The sequence below is a fragment of the Burkholderia sp. Ac-20344 genome (assembly GCF_017104975.1).
Lineage (GTDB): Bacteria > Pseudomonadota > Gammaproteobacteria > Burkholderiales > Burkholderiaceae > Burkholderia.
In genome coordinates this window covers 1-17,212 of the sequence record NZ_JAAGPP010000051.1, presented here as the reverse complement: position 1 = coordinate 17,212, position 17,212 = coordinate 1, and the positions used below count along the sequence as shown (strand labels likewise).

Annotated in this window: 14 protein-coding genes; 9 read left to right on the top strand and 5 right to left on the bottom strand. The window is 62.9% G+C overall.

Annotated elements, in window-relative coordinates; all coding sequences use genetic code 11:
• Positions 1–271: 271 nt before the first annotated feature.
• On the bottom strand, positions 272–1,288 hold the full coding sequence (locus tag G3N64_RS18030) for an aldo/keto reductase (RefSeq protein ID WP_205785151.1): 1,017 nt from the start codon (positions 1,286–1,288) through the stop codon (positions 272–274).
• 140 nt (positions 1,289–1,428) lie between these two features.
• On the opposite strand from G3N64_RS18030, the gene G3N64_RS18025 reads away from it, so the two are divergent.
• On the top strand, positions 1,429–2,340 hold the full coding sequence (locus G3N64_RS18025; protein ID WP_205785150.1) for a LysR family transcriptional regulator: 912 nt from the start codon (positions 1,429–1,431) through the stop codon (positions 2,338–2,340).
• A gap of 38 nt (positions 2,341–2,378) precedes the next feature.
• Here G3N64_RS18025 and G3N64_RS18020 read toward each other — a convergent pair whose 3' ends face one another.
• On the bottom strand, positions 2,379–3,533 hold the full coding sequence (locus G3N64_RS18020; RefSeq protein WP_205785149.1) for a porin: 1,155 nt from the start codon (positions 3,531–3,533) through the stop codon (positions 2,379–2,381).
• 382 nt (positions 3,534–3,915) lie between these two features.
• Between G3N64_RS18020 and G3N64_RS18015 the strand changes: the two genes are divergently transcribed.
• Positions 3,916–5,013, top strand: a complete 1,098-nt coding sequence (locus G3N64_RS18015; RefSeq protein WP_205785148.1) for an OpgC domain-containing protein — start codon at positions 3,916–3,918, stop codon at positions 5,011–5,013.
• A 61-nt stretch (positions 5,014–5,074) separates the two neighbouring features.
• The gene (locus G3N64_RS18010) at positions 5,075–6,007 is read left to right on the top strand and encodes an alpha/beta hydrolase-fold protein (protein ID WP_205785147.1); all 933 of its coding nucleotides are present in this window, start codon (positions 5,075–5,077) and stop codon (positions 6,005–6,007) included.
• A gap of 142 nt (positions 6,008–6,149) precedes the next feature.
• Here the strand turns inward: G3N64_RS18010 and G3N64_RS18005 are convergent, their stop codons facing one another.
• The gene (locus G3N64_RS18005) at positions 6,150–7,364 is read right to left on the bottom strand and encodes an FAD-dependent monooxygenase (protein WP_205785146.1); all 1,215 of its coding nucleotides are present in this window, start codon (positions 7,362–7,364) and stop codon (positions 6,150–6,152) included.
• A gap of 165 nt (positions 7,365–7,529) precedes the next feature.
• On the opposite strand from G3N64_RS18005, the gene G3N64_RS18000 reads away from it, so the two are divergent.
• The 6 genes from G3N64_RS18000 (at position 7,530) to G3N64_RS39780 (ending at position 14,952) form a co-directional block, all read left to right on the top strand.
• Positions 7,530–8,474 carry a LysR family transcriptional regulator gene (locus tag G3N64_RS18000; RefSeq protein ID WP_205785145.1) on the top strand — a complete coding sequence of 315 codons (945 nt, stop codon included), beginning with the start codon at positions 7,530–7,532 and terminating at the stop codon, positions 8,472–8,474.
• Between the two features lie 1,791 nt (positions 8,475–10,265).
• Complete coding sequence (locus G3N64_RS17995) at positions 10,266–11,024, top strand: SDR family oxidoreductase (RefSeq protein ID WP_205785144.1); 759 nt, start codon at positions 10,266–10,268, stop codon at positions 11,022–11,024.
• Between the two features lie 902 nt (positions 11,025–11,926).
• The gene (locus tag G3N64_RS17990) at positions 11,927–12,841 is read left to right on the top strand and encodes an aminoglycoside phosphotransferase family protein (RefSeq protein WP_205785143.1); all 915 of its coding nucleotides are present in this window, start codon (positions 11,927–11,929) and stop codon (positions 12,839–12,841) included.
• A 298-nt stretch (positions 12,842–13,139) separates the two neighbouring features.
• Entirely contained in the window at positions 13,140–13,736 is a 597-nt protein-coding gene (locus tag G3N64_RS17985) for an HAD-IA family hydrolase (protein ID WP_205785142.1), read from the top strand.
• Between the two features lie 632 nt (positions 13,737–14,368).
• Positions 14,369–14,518 carry a hypothetical protein gene (locus tag G3N64_RS39785; protein ID WP_241021071.1) on the top strand — a complete coding sequence of 50 codons (150 nt, stop codon included), beginning with the start codon at positions 14,369–14,371 and terminating at the stop codon, positions 14,516–14,518.
• A 17-nt stretch (positions 14,519–14,535) separates the two neighbouring features.
• A complete protein-coding gene (locus G3N64_RS39780; protein WP_241021070.1) occupies positions 14,536–14,952 on the top strand; it encodes a hypothetical protein in 417 nt (138 codons plus the stop codon).
• Between the two features lie 481 nt (positions 14,953–15,433).
• Here G3N64_RS39780 and G3N64_RS17975 read toward each other — a convergent pair whose 3' ends face one another.
• Positions 15,434–16,528 (bottom strand): potassium channel protein, encoded by a 1,095-nt coding sequence (locus G3N64_RS17975; protein WP_205785141.1) that lies wholly within the window; start codon positions 16,526–16,528, stop codon positions 15,434–15,436.
• 83 nt (positions 16,529–16,611) lie between these two features.
• A partial coding sequence (locus G3N64_RS17970) for an FAD-binding oxidoreductase (protein ID WP_205785140.1) occupies positions 16,612–17,212 on the bottom strand: 601 nt, incomplete at its 5' end.

Here is a 17,212-nt window from a genome sequence, read left to right as displayed (position 1 = left end):
CGTCCGGTTGAGTACGGCGCCGATGGTGAACCCCGATCGCGCCGCCCGCCATCTGGTTTTGCCTGAGGCTGGCTAGGGCTTGCCGGACGAAGCCGGCGGCGCGATTGTGCCGATGTGCTATCGCGCCTCGGGCCTGCGAAAATCGCGCCGCCGGCGTCAAGGCGGGCGGGGCCGGACGATGCACCGCCATCTGCGTTGCGAATCCCGCCCCGGCACCCGAATCCGGGCCGAATACAGGGCCCGTTCGGAAACAAAGGCCGAATCGGGCCGATCAGTCCCCGTGAGATGCCCCCCGTCCCTGTTCGCTGTCGAGGTGCGCCATCTGTGCGGCCGAATAACGCTCACCGGCAGCCGCCCCGGCGGGAACCGCCGCTTCGATGCGAGCAACGTCATTGACCGTTAGTTGCATTTCAGCAGACTGAAGCGCGTCCTGAAGCTGCGTGCGCTTGCGCGTGCCGATCAGCGGCACGATATCGCCGCCGCGCGACAGCACCCACGCGATCGCGACCTGCGCCGGATTGCTGCCCTTCTCGTCGGCGATGGCGCGCAGCGCGTCGACGAGCGCGAGGTTGTGCGCGAGGTTCTCGCCCTGGAAGCGCGGGCTCGCCGCGCGGAAATCGCGCTCGCCCTGCCGCGCCGTGCTCCAGCGCCCGCCGAGCAGCCCGCGCGACAGCACGCCGTAGGCCGTCACGCCGATCCCGAGTTCGCGGCACGCGGGCAGGATCCCGGCCTCGATGCCGCGCGACAGCAGCGAATACTCGATCTGCAGGTCGGAGATCGGCGCGACGGCCGCCGCGCGGCGGATCGTGTCGACGCCGGCTTCCGACAGGCCGATATGGCGCACGTACCCGGCCTTCACGAGATCGGCGATCGCGCCGATCGTCTCCTCGATCGGCACCGCCGGATCGACACGCGCCGGCCGGTAGATGTCGATGTAGTCGGTGCCGAGCCGTTTCAGCGAATACGCGACGAAGTTGCGGATCGCCGCGGGCCGCGCGTCGTAGCCGGCAAACCCGCCGGCCGGATCGCGCAGTGCGCCGAATTTCACGCTGATCAGCACCTGGTCGCGTGCCCGGCCGCGCAGCGCATCGCGGATCAGCATCTCGTTGTCGCCCATGCCGTAGAAATCGCCGGTGTCGAGCATCGTGATGCCGTGGTCGAGCGCCGCGTGCAGCGTCGCGATGCTTTCGTCGCGGTCGGCCGGGCCGTAGAAGTCCGACATCCCCATGCAGCCGAGTGCGAGCGCCGACACCCGCGGGCCCGTACGGCCCAGTTCACGCGTATCCATGTCCGTTTCCTTGAGTGATGAATCAACAGGCCGGATTCTGGACGCCTCGCGACGCGCGATAAACGCGAAACACTCAACCAAACCATTCGACGCTGATTAACAATGGAGCCTGCTCCCCTCCACCCACGCACTCGCCCCGCATGGATCATCTGCAAGCAATGCGCATCTTCGCGCGCGTCGCCCATCTCGGCAGCTTCACGAAAGCCGCCGAGCAACTGCAACTGCCACGCCCGACGGTCAGCAACGCCGTCCAGTATCTGGAAAAGCACCTGAAGATCCGCCTGCTGCAGCGCACGACGCGGCGCGTCGCGCTGACGGCCGAAGGCGCGACCTATTACGAGCGCTGCGTGCGGTTGCTGGCCGATCTGGACGACGCAGAAACGCTGTTCGAGGACGCCGGCACGACGCCGCGCGGCGCGATCCGCGTCGACCTGCCCGAGCGCTTCGCGCTGAACCAGGTGATTCCGGCGCTACCGGGTTTCCACGCGCGCTACCCGGACCTGCGCGTCGTGATCGGCACGACCGACCGCTTCGTCGACCTCGTCGCCGACGGCATCGACTGCGCGGTGCGGGTCGGCGCGATGTCCGACACGTCGCTCGTCGCGCGGCGCATCGGCGAACTGGCGCAGATCAACTGCGCGGCGCCCGCGTATCTCGCGCGGCACGGCACGCCGCGCTCGCCGGACGAGTTGCCGGACCACGTCGCGGTCGGCTATTTCTCGAGCCGCACGGGCCGCGAGCTGGACTGGGAATATGCGGACATGGATTCGGGCGAACTGCACGCGGTCAAGATGCGCAGCGTCGTGTCGGTCAACAGCTCGCAGGCGTATCTCGCGTGCTGTCTTGCGGGCCTCGGGCTGATCCAGGCACCGCGCGAAGGGCTCGGGCCGCTGCTCGCCGACGGCTCGCTGGTCGAGGTGCTGCCGGAATGGAATGCCGAGCCGCTGCCCGTGTCGGTGGTGTTCCCGACCGGCCGGCATCTCGCGCCGCGCGTGCGGATCTTCGTCGACTGGCTCGCGGACACGCTCGGCGCCACGCCCCGGGCGGATTGACGGCAGGCGCCGGCGCACTCGGCCCCGGCGCCGCCCGATCAGAACTTGTGGCGAATCGCGGCGCGCACCGCGAACTGGTTCGACGACGCCGACGGGCCGTCCGTCCCGACCACGTAGCCGCCGTCGGCCGCCGTGCCGGTCTTGTCGCCGGCCACCTTCTGCCATGCGCCCTGCAGGTACACGTCGGTGCGCTTCGACAGGCTGTAGTCGGCCATCAGGCCGACCGTGTGGTATTTCGGCTTGAACGTCCCGGCCGCGGCATCGTACTTGCCGTCCGTGTACACGTACTGCGCGCCGAGATAGAAATCGGGCGTGAGCTGATACTTGCCGTTGACCTCGAAGTTCTGGAACTTCGTCGCGGTCAGCCCGAGGCCGGCGAACGTCGAAGCCGGCAGGTAGACGGTCGACACCGGATTCTTCACGTCCGTCTTCGTGTAGACGAAGCCGACCGTGGCCGAGCCGAACGTGTAGTTGACGCCGCCGCCGAAGATCCGCAGGCGGTCGGCGACGAAGTTCGCGTCATCCGCCGAGATCGCGCCCGCGCTGCCCACGCCCGGGTTGTTCGCCTGCAGGTACGCCGCCGCGACCTGCAGCCCGGCCAGCGAGTACTGCGCGCCGAGGCTGTACTGACGGTTGTTCGAGAAGCCGGTGCTGTTGCTGAAGCTGTACGTGCCGCCGAACGTCAGGCCGTTCCAGTCGGCGCTCGCGTACTTGACCGTGTTGTTGACGCGGAACGAGTTGTCCGTGTTGTCGTTGTCGAACGGGTGCGAGAACAGTGTGCCGCCCCAGTTGCCGTTGGCCGTGAGCGGCGCGAGATAGTCGACGACGGAATCGTACTGGCGGCCGAAGGTCAGCGTGCCGAAGCGCGGCGCGCTCAGCCCGACGAACGCCTGGCGGCCGAACATGCGGCCACCCTGGCCGAGCCGGCCGTTGTTCACGTCAAAACCGTTTTCCAGCGTGAAGATCGCCTTCAGCCCGCCGCCGAGATCCTCGCTGCCCTTCAGGCCCCAGCGGCTGCCCTGCGCATAGCCGCTCGCGAGCTGGTAATTCGATTTTCCGACCCCATTGACGTTCACGTTGTTCGTGTAATTGAAGCCTTCGTCGATCACACCGTACAGCGTCACGCTGTTCTGGGCGAAGACCGGCGCGGCGAAAGCGGCCAGCGCGGCGGTAAAAATGACGTGCTTCTTCATGACGGATCTCCGGAGCCGGGGGCCGGGCATGGTCGTGCGCCCGGCGAATGTTTGGTCTGTTGTATGTGTGGCCCGCAGGGCGGACGACGCGGTGTGCGGCCGCGTGAGGTCAAAATGGTGTCACGTCGCAAACCGTCCGTCCATTGGGGTAGCTGAACCCTGCGCAATCCGTTGCGCTCGTCCAACTGCTCCGTTGCGCAGACTGCCTGACCCGGCTTAACGGCAGCGGCACGACGGCCGACCATTCGCGTAAACCCGATGTGCACCGCATCGGTGGCACAATGCGCATCCGTTCGTCATTTCTTCACGAAGTCATGCTTCCCCCCGATTCATGCGCGGCGCGTGCCGGCCGCGCCAGCGGCCCGCGCCGGGAGGCGGTCCGATGACCGCACCGGCCCGGGCCGGCCGCTATGCCGAGCTCGATTTCTTCCGCGGCCTCGTGCTGCTCGTCATCGTCGTCGACCACATCGGCGGCAGCATCCTGTCGCGCGTGACGCTGCACGCGTACGCGCTGTGCGACGCGGCCGAGGTCTTCGTGTTCCTCGGCGGCTTCGCCACCGCGATCGCGTACAACTCGCTCGCCGAGCGTCACGACGAAGCTGCCGCGCGCCAGCGCTTCATCCGGCGCGCATTCGAGATCTACCGCGCCTTCCTCGTGACGGCCGGCCTGATGCTGCTGATCACGGCCGCGCTGAACGCGTTCGCGATCGACGGCCCGAACATGCCCACCAACGATCTCGACGGCCTGCTCCACAAGCCGCTCGCCGCGCTGCGCGACATCCTGCTGTTCCGCCGCCAGCCGTACCTCGCGTCGGTGCTGCCGATGTACGCGTTCTTCGCACTGCTCGTCCCGCTCGCGCTGCCGCTCGCCCGCACGCAGCCGTGGCTGCTGCTCGCGTTCAGCGGATCGCTGTGGTACGCGGCGCCGCACGTCGCGCGCTTTTTGCCGACCGTGGAAGGCGCGCCGTGGGATTTCAACCCGTTCGCGTGGCAGTTCCTGTTCGTGCTCGGCGTGATCGCGCGCTGCCAGCCCGTCTACCAGACCCTCGCGCCGAAGCCGCAGGGCTGGCTGCTGACGGCCGTCTCGCTCGCGATCGTCGCGGCCGGCGCGTACTACCGGCTGCGCATCGAACCGTTCCCGACCGATCCGTCGATCAAGCAGAACCTCGGCGCGCTGCGGCTCGCGAACTTCCTCGCGATCGCATGGCTCGCGGCCAAGCTCGTGCACCTCGGGTGGATGAAGAAGGTCGCGCACGCGATGCCGTGGATCGGCACGATCGGCCGGCAGGGGCTGCTGTGCTTCGTCGCGGGCACCGGCATCTCGCTCGCGGTCGATTCGCTGCTTTACCAGGCGACCGAAGGCTATCTCGACGTAAAGCTCGGCCTGACCGCCGACGTCGTCGCGATAGGCCTGCTGTATCTCGTCGCCAAACTCTACGGGCCGCTCGTCGCGCGGCTGCCGTTCCGTTCGCGGCGATGACGCGCCGCGCCGTCATGCGCCGCTGCTACGATAGCCGGCGCCTCTCCTGAAACGATTCGACATGCGCCGACTCGCCCTTCCGTTCGCCTTCGCCCTGATCGCCGGCTCCATCGCCACCGCCGGCGCCACGCCGCCCGTGCCGGCGGTATCGCCCGCGCAGCCGCCGGCCGTCCAGACCGCGACGACCCCGTCGACCGCCCAGGAGCCCGCGCTCAATCCGGGCAGCAGCGTCGTGCTGCGCACGTTCCGGTCGGCGTCGCTGAAGCGCGACTGGTCGTACACGGTCTACCTGCCGCCGGGCTACAACCCGGAAGGCGCGCGCTACCCGGTGATGTACCTGCTGCACGGCAATGCCGGCAACGCGAACGACTGGGTCACGCAGGGCCGGCTGCAGGCCACCGCCGACACGCTGATCGAGCACCGCGAGATCCCGCCCGTCGTGATCGTGATGCCGCAGGGCGGCACCGACTGGTACGTCGACCGCAAGGAGAAGATGCAGAGCGCATTCCTCAACGACCTGCTGCCCGAAGTCGAAGCGCACTTCGCGGTATCGAACCAGCGTGCGGGCCGCGCGATCGGCGGCGTGTCGATGGGCGGCTTCGGCGCGCTGCGCTTCTCGCTGCTCGAACCCGGCCTGTTCTGCGGCGCGATGCTGCTGAGCCCCGCGATCTACGCGAACGAGCCGCCGCTCAATTCCGCCGCGCGCTACGTCGGCGTGTTCGGCGACCGGCAGTTCGACCCGCGCGTGTGGCACGAGCTCAACTACCCGGCGCTGATGCGCGGCTATTTCGCGCGCAGCTGGCGCATTCCGATGTTCATCGCGGCCGGCGACGACGACCTGACGATCCAGGCGGAATCGAGCGTGCTGTACACGCACCTGCGCCGCGCGCAGAACCCTGCCGAACTGCGCATCGTCGACGGTGGGCATACCTGGGACGTGTGGCGCGGGCTGCTCGGGCAGGGGTTGAAGTACGCGCTCGACTGCGTGAAGTGACGGCGGGCGGGTGTTGCCCCGCCCGTTTTCGTCAGGCCGGCCGGTGACCGGCGGGCCGCAGGCCGTCGCCCCGAATCACCTGCCCTGCGAACGCCACCCCGGCACACCTGTCGCGCCTGATGGCGGGCTCAAGATGGCACGCTCAAAGCCACGTGCCGCCCTGCCGTTCGCTCGGCTCCCCGGCCAGCGCGTCGAAATCGTGAATCCAGTCCAGGTGATGCTGCACGCTGTCGCGCTCGGCGAGACGCGCATTGCGCGCCTGCGCAGCCGGCCCGTCGGGCAGGTGCAGCACATCGGCCACGGAGATTGACGCGTACTGCACCTTGCGCGTGCGGCCGCGGCGCAGCCGCTCGTACGCTTCCTGCGCTTCGCGCCAGTTGCCCGGCCCGGCCTGCGCCAGCTGCGCGGCCAGCACCACCGCATCCTCGATCGACTGATTCGCGCCCTGCCCGTGGTGCGGCACCAGCGCGTGCGCGGCGTCGCCGATCAGCGTCACGCGTCCGCGGCTCCAGCGGCCGAGCGGCGGCCGATGGAACAGCCCCCAACGCTGGCTGATCGGCACGGCGGTGATCATCTGCACCACCGCCGGATGCCAATCCCTGAACGCGCGCAACTGCTCGCCTTCTTCCGACGGCATCACCCAGTCGCGCGACGGCCACGGTGACGGATGACGCTCGACCAGCAGGAAATTCTGGTCGCCGTTGTCGCCGATCGGATAGTGCAGCAGATGCCCGTGCGGCCCGATCCAGTACTGCAGCGTTTCGGGATCGGGCAACAGGCTCAGCCGCGCGGCCGGCACCACGCCGCGAAACCCCGAACAGCCCGAATACAGCGCATCGTCGTAGCCGAGCATCCAGCGCCGCGTGATCGAGCGCGCACCGTCCGCGCCGATCACGAGATCGGCGTCGACACGCACGCCGTTGTCGAACGACAGCGTGACGCGATCGGCGTGCTGCGCGAGATCGGTCAGCCGATGGCCGAGATGGATGCATTCGAGGCCGACCGCCTTCGACAGCACGGCCTGCAGGTCCGCGCGATGCACGCCCCAGTACGCGCCGCCGAATTGCCGGCGATAGTCGGGGGCGCCGCGATGATGGCCGATCACCGCGCCGCTGCGGCCGTCGCGATAGACGAGCCCCGGGATGTCCGCGCACACCGCGTCGAACGCCGCACGCAATCCCATGCGTTCGTAGAAGCGCGTCGCATTGGCCGACAGTGCGACGGCCGCGCCGACTTCGCGCAACACGTCCGTCTGTTCGTAGAGCTGCGCGTCGATGCCGTGCTCGCGCAAGGCGAGCGCGAGCGTCAGGCCGCCGATCCCGGCGCCGACGATCGCAATCTTCAGGTTCGTCTGCATGATGAAGTGTCTCCGATGTACCGATGTGGGGTCTGCGGCTTGCGCAGCGGTCATGTCGATTGCATGTGCCGTATCGGTATTTTCTGGAGCGGACCTTCATCCCGCAATAAAATGAAATGAATCTGCATCATCACTGGATGCAATGAACCAGGCAAGGCGCAATCCATGGAACTGAGCGATATCGACCTCAACCTGCTGCTGCTTTTCCAGCAGCTGATGCAGGAGCGGCGCGTGTCGAGCGTCGCCGAGCAGATGAACATGAGCCAGCCGGGCGTGAGCAACGCACTCGCGAAACTGCGCCGCCGGCTCGGCGATCCACTGTTCGTGCGTGGGCCGGGCGGCGTGGTGCCGACGCCGTTCGCGCTGCGCCTGGCGGAACCCGTGTCGCACGCGCTCGCGACGCTGCACGCCGCGCTGAACCCGGAGACCGGTTTCGATCCGTTGCGCGCCACGCGCACGCTGACGATCGGCATGACCGATATCGGCGAAGTCGTGTTCCTGCCCGCGCTGCTGGAACACCTGTCGCAAGCGGCGCCGGGCATCGCGCTCAATACCGTGCGCAATACCAGCGTCAATCTCGGCGACGAAATGGCCGACGGCCGCGTCGATCTCGCGATCGGCCTGCTGCCGCAGCTCAAGGGCGGCTTCTATCAGCGCCGGCTGTTCGATCAGCGCTATGTGTGCCTGCTCCGGCGCGGGCATCCGCTCGAAGAGGCGCCGCTGACGGTCGACGCGTGGCGCAATGCCGAGCATCTGGTCGTGGTGTCGGCCGGCACCGGCCACGGGCAGGTGGACGAATGGCTGAAGCGCCGCCGCGTGACGCGCCAGGTGCGGCTCACGGTGCCGCATTTCATGAGCGTTGGCTACATCCTGCAGCGCACCGACCTGATCGCGACGGTGCCCGAGCATCTCGCGCAGCAGCTCGCCGCACCGTTCTCGCTGGGCTGGCGCGCGCTGCCCGTCACGCTGCCGGGCGCGCCGATTCACATGCTCTGGCATACGCGAGTCAATCAGGACGAAGGGAACAAGTGGCTGCGCGACGTGGTGGTCGATCTGTTTGCGGAGACGGGCACGCGGGCGCGGAAGGCCGCACCTGGCCGGAAGAAGTAGTCGAGGTCATCGCGCCATCGAGCGTGCCTTACGATGTCGCTTGAACATGTGCGCCGCGCATTTCGACTACATTGCCGAATGTGGCGATGATCCCTGGTCATCGGCGTCGGCCGGTTTTCCGATGATCCACTGCACGGGTCTGCTAACGCCTGCTGCCCCATGCCCCCTATCGTTGACGCAACGCCCACCCGCGCGAGTGGCGTTAGGTCGTTGAACACAATCAGGGCAGCGCCGGCAGACCGCGCGTATACGTTGACTCACCATTCGCAAAGTGCGCGGCAAGCACTTCACGGCGCGCGAGCGTTCCCCGCGGCGCAATGCCAATGTGCGTCCACATCCCTTCGTTGATAAGTTGATTGACCGGCAGGTCCGACGCGGCAAGGCGCCGGCACACCGCGAGCGCAGGCCCATAGTCCGGACAGCGGAAATCCGCCGCGACGCCTTGCAGGTGATCGCTATTTATTGAAACTGGAAATACGCGAATGGATTATTCGTGTCATGCAACTGACGGGCACGGAAGCACACGAACGCCCGCTGCCAGCCGCAGCCAGGTCGGGCTCGCTCTTTTACGAGACGGGATTCAGGAAAGGAACCGTGGCACCGCCCTACGGCTCAGCGCGCGCGGACATTGTCCGGCTCTGTGCGATGAAGTCATTCGCAACACGTTCTGAACCGCGCTCGAACCAGTTTATCCACGGATAGCTGTGGGATTGCCCTTTCATCAGCACGTCGGCGTACGAGCGATAGAACAGACGTGCCACGCAGTCAGGTGGCCTCACCTCGTGGCCATGCTGCCGCAACCGCATCGTCACTCGAGTCAAGAAGCGTGCTTGTGCCGGATGTGCGCTCATTGCATATCCGCGAGACTCGGCATAGACACGCCCCAGCCCGAACCACCGTACGGCAAGCGTCAACTCGTCGTCTCTGTATATCACTCGGGAAAACATTTCGGCCCTCATGTTGTTCTAGTCTTTTCAGTTAGATTACAACTCCTTTCCTGAACCCAATCTTGATATTCTCTTCCCTGTCATTGAATAAGCCTTAATGCCAAGCATTACGAATTAAAATATAGCGTCCCGATCGGTCAGCGGTCCTGTATAGGCGCGGCTCGTTTCCCTGTTCAGCCTGCACCTAATCGGCAGCGCCATCGCGCCGCCGATTTCCGAGCGTACCGCCTAACCTCTGCTATCGCTAAAGGGCAATCACACCAAGGAGATTTTCACGCTTACTTAACGAGAATGGACTGACCGTTGAGAGAAACGCTACGTCGAACGCGGCGGATACACAGCAGAAAGCCCGCGCCAACTGGCGATAGCTGCATTTGAGAATTGCGAGCGCGATGAATCGCCCGAAGACGTGGCGGACACCGATATGTCGTATTGGAGTGAGGACCAGTAACAACCGCGCTCACCGGGAGACACGATGAAATCGAATTTCCGCGATGTGACGCGTCAAGAGGTTGCTTCTCGACGCAGGAAAAGTCGAAACCCGGCGACCTCGAATCTCTGACAAGAATGAGTCAGGTCTTTTCAGAAATGCGGAGGCAAGCCGCCGTCACTGCATGAAATCCGCTCGCTGTCCGCACGAAGCTATACCGAGCAATTTGACGCTGATTTCGCGCAAGCATTGCTCGGCTACGAGTCGGCCGTGATGACGGCACGTTACCGAGACAGTCGCGATCAAGGCTGGACCGACATCAAGATCGCTGCGGCAGGGTAGCTTCTGTAGTATTTTGAAAGAGTTTTTGACGATGGCCGGAAGCCAAACCAGATAAGGCTCCGGATTCACCTAATGTCTGTCTCGAAGAAATTCTCAGCCGTCACGGGCGCCGGATCCGGCATCGGTCGCGCAGCGGCCATCGCGCTCGCGCAGGCGGGATTCACCGTCGCGCTGCTCGGACGCACGGAAGAATCGTTGCGCGAAACGCAGGACGCGATCCGCGCCGCCAACGGCGACGCACACGTGTTTCCTGCAGACGTCACCGACGAAGCATCGATCGACCACGCGTTCGCGCAGATCGCGCAGCAGTTCGGCCGGCTCGACGTGCTGTTCAACAATGCCGGCCGCAACGCGCCCCCGGTTTCCCTCGACGAATACGATTTCGATCTGTGGAACAGCGTCGTCGCGACGAACCTGACCGGCGTCTTTCTGTGTGCGCGGGCCGCATGGCGCCTGATGAAAGCGCAAACGCCGCAGGGCGGCCGGATCATCAACAACGGCTCGATCTCGGCGCACGCGCCGCGTCCCGAAACGATCGCGTACACGGCCACGAAGCATGCGGTAACCGGGATCACCAAGTCGCTGGCGCTCGACGGCCGCCGGTACAACATCGCGTGCGGCCAGATCGACATCGGCAACGCGGCGACGTCGCTTACGGAACGGATGACGCAAGGCGTCCCGCAAGCCGACGGCAGCCTCGCGCCCGAGGCGCGCATGGACGTCACGCATGTCGCGAACGCGATCGTCCAGATGGCGAACCTGCCGCTCGACACGAACATCCTGAACATGACGATCATGGCGACCGCGATGCCGTTCGTCGGCCGGGGATAAGCGCGCGCCGCGCAGGAGACTGCCCGACACGCGCCGGGAGACATCACCCGCGCTAGGCCGGCGCGCGATGTCTCCCCGAAGATCGACGTGCGCCTTCGCGCTGCTTGCGCCAATGCCGGCGTACACTGCCTGACCGCGCGCTGGTCGATACCCAGTCGCGCAGCCGAACACCCATTTCAGGGGCCGCCAGATGAGCCGTTCCGCGGCGTATCGAGCCAGCTCGCGAACAGCGACGGCGCATTGTTCTCGTCGCATCGGCCGCATGCATACGTGGCGCGGTCACCTGACGGCGCGACGCTGCTCGCGGTGCTGACGCCGGTGGGTCAAGCCCAGCCGAAACCGGTGTCGTCATGGTCTCTCGCGACGCGCCCGTCACGCGCCGTCAACCGGCCTTGGATTTCTTGCCGGTCGACGGCGGCTTGACTATGACGAACTGACGTTGATCTGTACGCTAATCAGCAACAAGGGCTGTCCGTCCGCACACCGTAGGCGATCGTTCAGGCTTCAACGGTAGTTCATATCACTAGCAACCTATCCGACCGATCTGGACAGGCACTTAGATAACCCGTGACTAACAATCGCAGCCGCCGCTCGAATCTCCATACCTAACTTCCGCATCAGACAAGATGTCTACACATTTCATCGAATGCAATCTGACTCTGCCAGGAACTCACGCGATTCGGTACCAGCCCGGAAAAGGCAACCCGGGACGAGGTGCAAGCCCCGCAGACGCGCCTCAAGGCGAACATCATCGCCCACAGAGCGATATTCAATCAAAATATTTGATGGAATTTTTAATATTAATTGTTTTTAACTATCCCGCCCGTGGACCCGGTCAATGATCGACTTCCGCGACAGGCGCACTCGCAATCACTGCAACCTTTAAACAGAGAGTTCCAAAGATGAAAGATCCGATCACATTGAAGAAGCTCGTCGGAGCTGACGACCTTAGACCGATTGTTGAGCGAGAAGGCACGGTCGTGTACGAGGCTAGCTCGCAACTCGGGAGATTTTTCGTCAAAGCCACGACGAATAGAGCAGCTTTCGATCGACATTGTGAAATTCTAGAAGAGCTCGAATCAAGCCTTCTGGTTCCCAAGATATTGAATAAACTGGCCTGGGAAGACTATTCCGTTGTTGTTCTAAGCGCGATTTCAGGAAGCAGACTCGACCACACACTAAAAAATGTCAACCGTGAAGAAAAACTGCGACTAGTTTCATCAGCTGGGTCTGCGCTGGGGCAGCTTCACCGCACGATCAGTCCCACCCGTCTGTTGGAGATGAAATTCTGGCAACAGCGTGACGGAGTTTCTGAGCGCCCTGTCGAGTGGAATGCCCATCTTGAAGAAATGGTATCGAAGTGGAAATCTCGCTTAAATAAAGCAGCCACGGATTATCTAGAATATAGCAATCAGCTAGATCAGCTTCTTCAACTGCGCACCGATTTGCGTGAACCAGCAAACCTTAAACTGCTTCATTGCGACTACATCGGCAGAAATATCTTAGCAACCTCCAAAGGTCACGTTTCTGGAATTCTAGATTTTGAAGCAGCACGTATTGGAGATGCTGCTTACGATTTGGCGAAGCTAGTTTGGGTAGACATAGATTTTTCCGATGAAGAATTGCGCAACTCCTTCCTCTCCGGCTGGGAAGACGCATACGGGGAACAAGTACCCAGAAGAGAATTCCTATACTATGTCGGCGTACAATGCTTGGCAGCAATTGCCTGGACAGACAAAAATAAACCTCTTGATGGAGCAAATGCGTTCAGATCCGCCGCGATCCAGACACTGCGCATCGTGACAGAAATTCTTTAATTTCATTAAATTTCCGATTGGAAATGATCAAGCCATTTCCACTCGAAGTCAATATAAATAGGTATGCATATTAAAAGGAGAGCGCCTCGCCCCCAAGTCAGAGATGCAGGCAGCAACCCTATATGAAACAAGATCCCGCTCCCATGAGCTGAATTTTTATAAGCCCTACATTACAATTAGTATTTATAGAAATAAAGCAAACACATCAACAGCGGAGTATTCATGCAAGATTTCGATCACGAGTTTGCAGTCGCATTTGATTGGGACGGCACATTATTAAATAGCGATTTCCTTATCGATGCAGCAGTCGAAACAGTGCTACAGCGCAGGAAAATACCATCGATCACCAGAATCGATCCGATACTACTCCGTTCGCAGAGGTCGATCTCTCCTGGAGCAGGTATCTCTTCCTGAAACTCAGCGATCCGAAATAATTTCTGAAATCGCCGCAGAATTCCGCAGGCTTGAGAGCGAAGCACTGCTCTTCGACGGCGCACACGAGTCGATCATTCAACTGCGCGAAATCAATATTCCTTTAGGAATTTTTACAGGCCGAGATCGCGCATCCCTACATTCAAAGTTGGAAAATTTATCTTTAATCGACAAATTTTCATCCATCATTTTCCGTAACGAAGCCCCTTCAAAACCAAACCCAGCAGGCCTTCACATACTGAAGAAAAATCTCAACGCGAAACAACTAATATTTATCGGAAATTCGCTAGACGATCAAACCAGCGCGAGTGCAGCAGGTTGCAATTTCATTGCTGCCGGACTTTGCCAGCGCGTCCGCGAACCGCAAATCCCTCCAAACAGCACTACCGTTGCGATGAATTTCGCCGAAATCATGGAACACTTGGCAAGGATCTTGGGTTACACTCCCAAACCAACACATTAAAATATATGACTATTAATTTTTCAAAAATTAGCATACCAATAGAAATTAACGCTCCGTCATAGCCTGATTCACCGCAGAGACGTGGGCGGGCAATGGCAATATATGGCATCACGCAGACTTTACCAGGACCACCGGTTATGTTTGCGACTTTCCGCCCACGCACCGTTACCATCCTCACGTCCCAATAGTCGGGGCTTTGGCCAGCCGGGCCCTGCATGATTCCCGCCACCAGTCGCAGTCATGATCCGGAGGGCTGTCATCGGGCCTGGTGGGTGGCTGGTAATCGCTGATAGGGGTTTGGCCGGGATATCCGACGCCGTCCGTAACGTGCATGCCGAGACTTGCCACCGTTGTTGCAGGCCAATCCGTTCGCCCTGCAAAGACTGCGATGCTAGAAACCTAACAAGATGACGCCACCCATGTCTTTATTGACGCGGACGCCGGAAATGATGACAGAGGCCGGGCTTTGGATCCCACGCCGGCAATGACCGCCGAATATCTATCAGTCGCGAGCATGTCGAGCCTCCCCGTGCGAACTGATCCTGATCGATGGCAACGACCATCGGTGGTTCGAGGAACGGGTGCCGGCCTGCACATTGTTGGTGTACGTGAACGACGCGACGAGCCGGCTGATGCATCTGCACTTTACGGCGACGGAATCTATCTACGTCGAGACAATGCGGGGGTGTCTGGAGCGATACGTGCGGCCGGTGGCGTTCTACAGCGACAAGTACAACGTGTTCCGCAGCTCGTACGCGGGCATGACCGGGGCAGAAGCGTGACGCAGGTTGGTCGGGCCATGTATAAACTGAATAACGACACGTTGTGCGCAAGCAGCGGTTCGCCCAAGGGGCGTCTCGAGCGTATGCATCTCATGCTGCAGGCCCGGCTCGTCAAGGCATTGAGATTACGCGGGATCAGCACGGTAGCCAACGCCAACGCTTCTACGCCCTCCCTCACCGCTACCTATAATGCTCGCTTCACGAAGCCGCCGCGCAGCGACTTCAATGCGCACCGGTCACTGCGGGACGACGAGAATCTGGATCGGTTGATGACCCGGCGCGAAACGCGCCGCGTATCGCGGTCGCCGACTGCGTTGTACGACTGCGTGCCGTATCCGCTGGACGATAAGCTGACCAACCGCAACCCGATGCACCGATATATCGACGTCTGGCAGTATCCGGACGGACGGGCGGATCGAAATACGAGCCAATGACGAGGTATCGCGATGCCACCTTTACGACAATCTGGTGGACTCGATCAAGGCGCGATCATCGAACACAAGCGCCCGAGTCGCGCGCTGAAGGTGGCTAAAGCGATCCAGGCACACACAGCGCGACGACCGGTGAATCTCAGGATCATCGTCACACGCCAATCGGTGGCTGCCGAGGTGGGCCAAAGCATCGCTGCCGGGTGCCAAGACACGGCCAGCGCCCACGGAAGCCGCTATCGAAGCAGCCATCCTGCAGGTCCCTTCGCAAACCCATCAAGCGGAATCGAATCAACGGTCCCCAAGACTCGCGGATGAACGGTAGCGCCCCTGCTGCTTCAAGCTCGGTGCTTCAACGCTGAATGACCGAAAGACCGATGAAACATGCGACATCTGTATTTAGCCGGCGCTGCAACCGCCGAATCCGGGGGTGAAAATTTTTACCACGAATACTTTGAAGCATTTCGAACATTCAGATTAAAAGTGCTCAAATATCCGGATCCGGAATCCTTGCCGACTGGATCACGACCAGCGTGTCCCCCGCCTCGATCCTGCACGGCGGATCCTCGTAGAACGAAAAAATCTTCCCGCACCGATCGAGCCCGACGACGATCGCACCCGGCACGACGTTCGTCATGCAGCCGATCTCTTGCGGCATGGCCTCGCGCTCCAGCAGCGTCGCGCGTCCGCGCGTCGACAGCATGTCGTTCACGAACGGCACGATGTAGCGGCTATGCACGGCGTCCGCGAGCAGCAGCGCGCCGATCTTCGTCGACGACACGATCACGTCCGCGCCCGCCTGCCGCAGTTGCCGCTGGTACAGGTTCTCCTGGATCCGCACGACGATCTTCGTGTCGGGCGCGATGCTGCGCACCGACAGCGTCAGCAGGATCGCGGTGGGATCGTCGGTCACCGAAATGATCACGGCCTTCGCCGAGCGCACCTGCGCCTGCTGCAGCAGGTCTTCGTGCGCGGGATCGCCGAGCAGCCCCGTCACGCCGAGCGACGTCGCGGCCTCGAGCGCCTGCTGCTGCGAATCGATCACGATGACCGTAGCCGGATCGACGCCGCTCTCGAGCAATTCGCGCACCGCGATCGAGCCCGACAACCCGTAACCGCACACGACGATGTGATCGGACAATTGCTTCTGCAGACGTTTCATGCGGAATTCCTCGACGACGCGCTGGATCACGAACTGATACGCCGTGCCCAGGAAAATGAACCAGATGACGATACGGATCGGCACGATGAAGAACGCATCGATCAGGCGCGCCCGCGCGGTGACGGGCACGATGTCGCCGTAGCCGACCGTCGCGACCGTGACCATCGTGAAGTACACGAGATCGGCGACGGTCATCGGCGTGCTCTTGGTCGAATCGCGCAACCCGTCGCGATCGAGATACAGCACGAGGAATGCGAGCATGCACAGCAGCACGACCGCACCGATACGGAACAGCAGCGTGCGGCGCGGCGACGTCGCCGGGCGCGTGAACAGCGTGCGCGTACGCGGCGCCTGCCACGGGTTGCGGGCGCGGCGCAGGCGGGAACGCAACGAGCGGCGCTGGGCGGAGGGTGAAGCCAACGGGGAAATCTCCTGAAGGATGCGGGCTCGATTCTACGATGGGTCGGCCGCGACCGGCCGACGTCATCACGACGATTCGTCCGTTACAACATACTGCGCGGCCGCACCATCGTCCCGTCGACGAAGCGCTGCGCGCGAAACGCCGACAGGTCGAGCGACGGCGCGCCCGTGTCGATCCATTCGGCAAGCAGCCGCCCGACGATCGGCCCCATCGCGAACCCGTGGCCGCAGAACCCCGTCGCAATCGCGAGCCCGGACGGCGTGCCCGGCGCATCGATCACCGGAATGCCGTCGGGCAGCACGTCGATCAGGCCGGCCCAGGCCTCGACGATCTGCACGTCCTTCAGCGCGGGGAAGATCGCCTTGAGTTTTGCGAGCGCACGCGGCGCATGTGCGCGATTCGGCTGCGGCTGCGGATCGCGCGGCTCGATCGGCCCGGTCGCACCGTTGATGCGGGCAAGCGCATCGCGCCAGGCAGCCCCGTTCACGTGCAGCCGGAATTTGTCGCGGTGCGACCAGAACTCCGGCCAGAACAGGCTCAACCCGCGCAGGTGGCCGAGCGTCAGGTCGACGTCGACCTGCATGTCGTCGGCGAGATTGATCGCGCCGTTCTTGCGCTGCCGGATACCGAGGCCGTGCCCCCAGACCGTCGACGCCGACACCGGCGGCACCACATTGGTGCGA

Bases quoted from the DNA above. Each gene is read 5' to 3' on its own strand.
- G3N64_RS18030 (WP_205785151.1), bottom strand. From the start codon at position 1,288: ATGGATACGCGTGAACTGGGCCGTACGGGCCCGCGGGTGTCGGCGCTC.
- G3N64_RS18025 (WP_205785150.1), top strand. From the start codon at position 1,429: ATGGATCATCTGCAAGCAATGCGCATCTTCGCGCGCGTCGCCCATCTC.
- G3N64_RS18020 (WP_205785149.1), bottom strand. From the start codon at position 3,533: ATGAAGAAGCACGTCATTTTTACCGCCGCGCTGGCCGCTTTCGCCGCG.
- G3N64_RS18015 (WP_205785148.1), top strand. From the start codon at position 3,916: ATGACCGCACCGGCCCGGGCCGGCCGCTATGCCGAGCTCGATTTCTTC.
- G3N64_RS18010 (WP_205785147.1), top strand. From the start codon at position 5,075: ATGCGCCGACTCGCCCTTCCGTTCGCCTTCGCCCTGATCGCCGGCTCC.
- G3N64_RS18005 (WP_205785146.1), bottom strand. From the start codon at position 7,364: ATGCAGACGAACCTGAAGATTGCGATCGTCGGCGCCGGGATCGGCGGC.
- G3N64_RS18000 (WP_205785145.1), top strand. From the start codon at position 7,530: ATGGAACTGAGCGATATCGACCTCAACCTGCTGCTGCTTTTCCAGCAG.
- G3N64_RS17995 (WP_205785144.1), top strand. From the start codon at position 10,266: ATGTCTGTCTCGAAGAAATTCTCAGCCGTCACGGGCGCCGGATCCGGC.
- G3N64_RS17990 (WP_205785143.1), top strand. From the start codon at position 11,927: ATGAAAGATCCGATCACATTGAAGAAGCTCGTCGGAGCTGACGACCTT.
- G3N64_RS17985 (WP_205785142.1), top strand. From the start codon at position 13,140: ATGCAGCAGTCGAAACAGTGCTACAGCGCAGGAAAATACCATCGATCA.
- G3N64_RS39785 (WP_241021071.1), top strand. From the start codon at position 14,369: ATGCATCTGCACTTTACGGCGACGGAATCTATCTACGTCGAGACAATG.
- G3N64_RS39780 (WP_241021070.1), top strand. From the start codon at position 14,536: ATGTATAAACTGAATAACGACACGTTGTGCGCAAGCAGCGGTTCGCCC.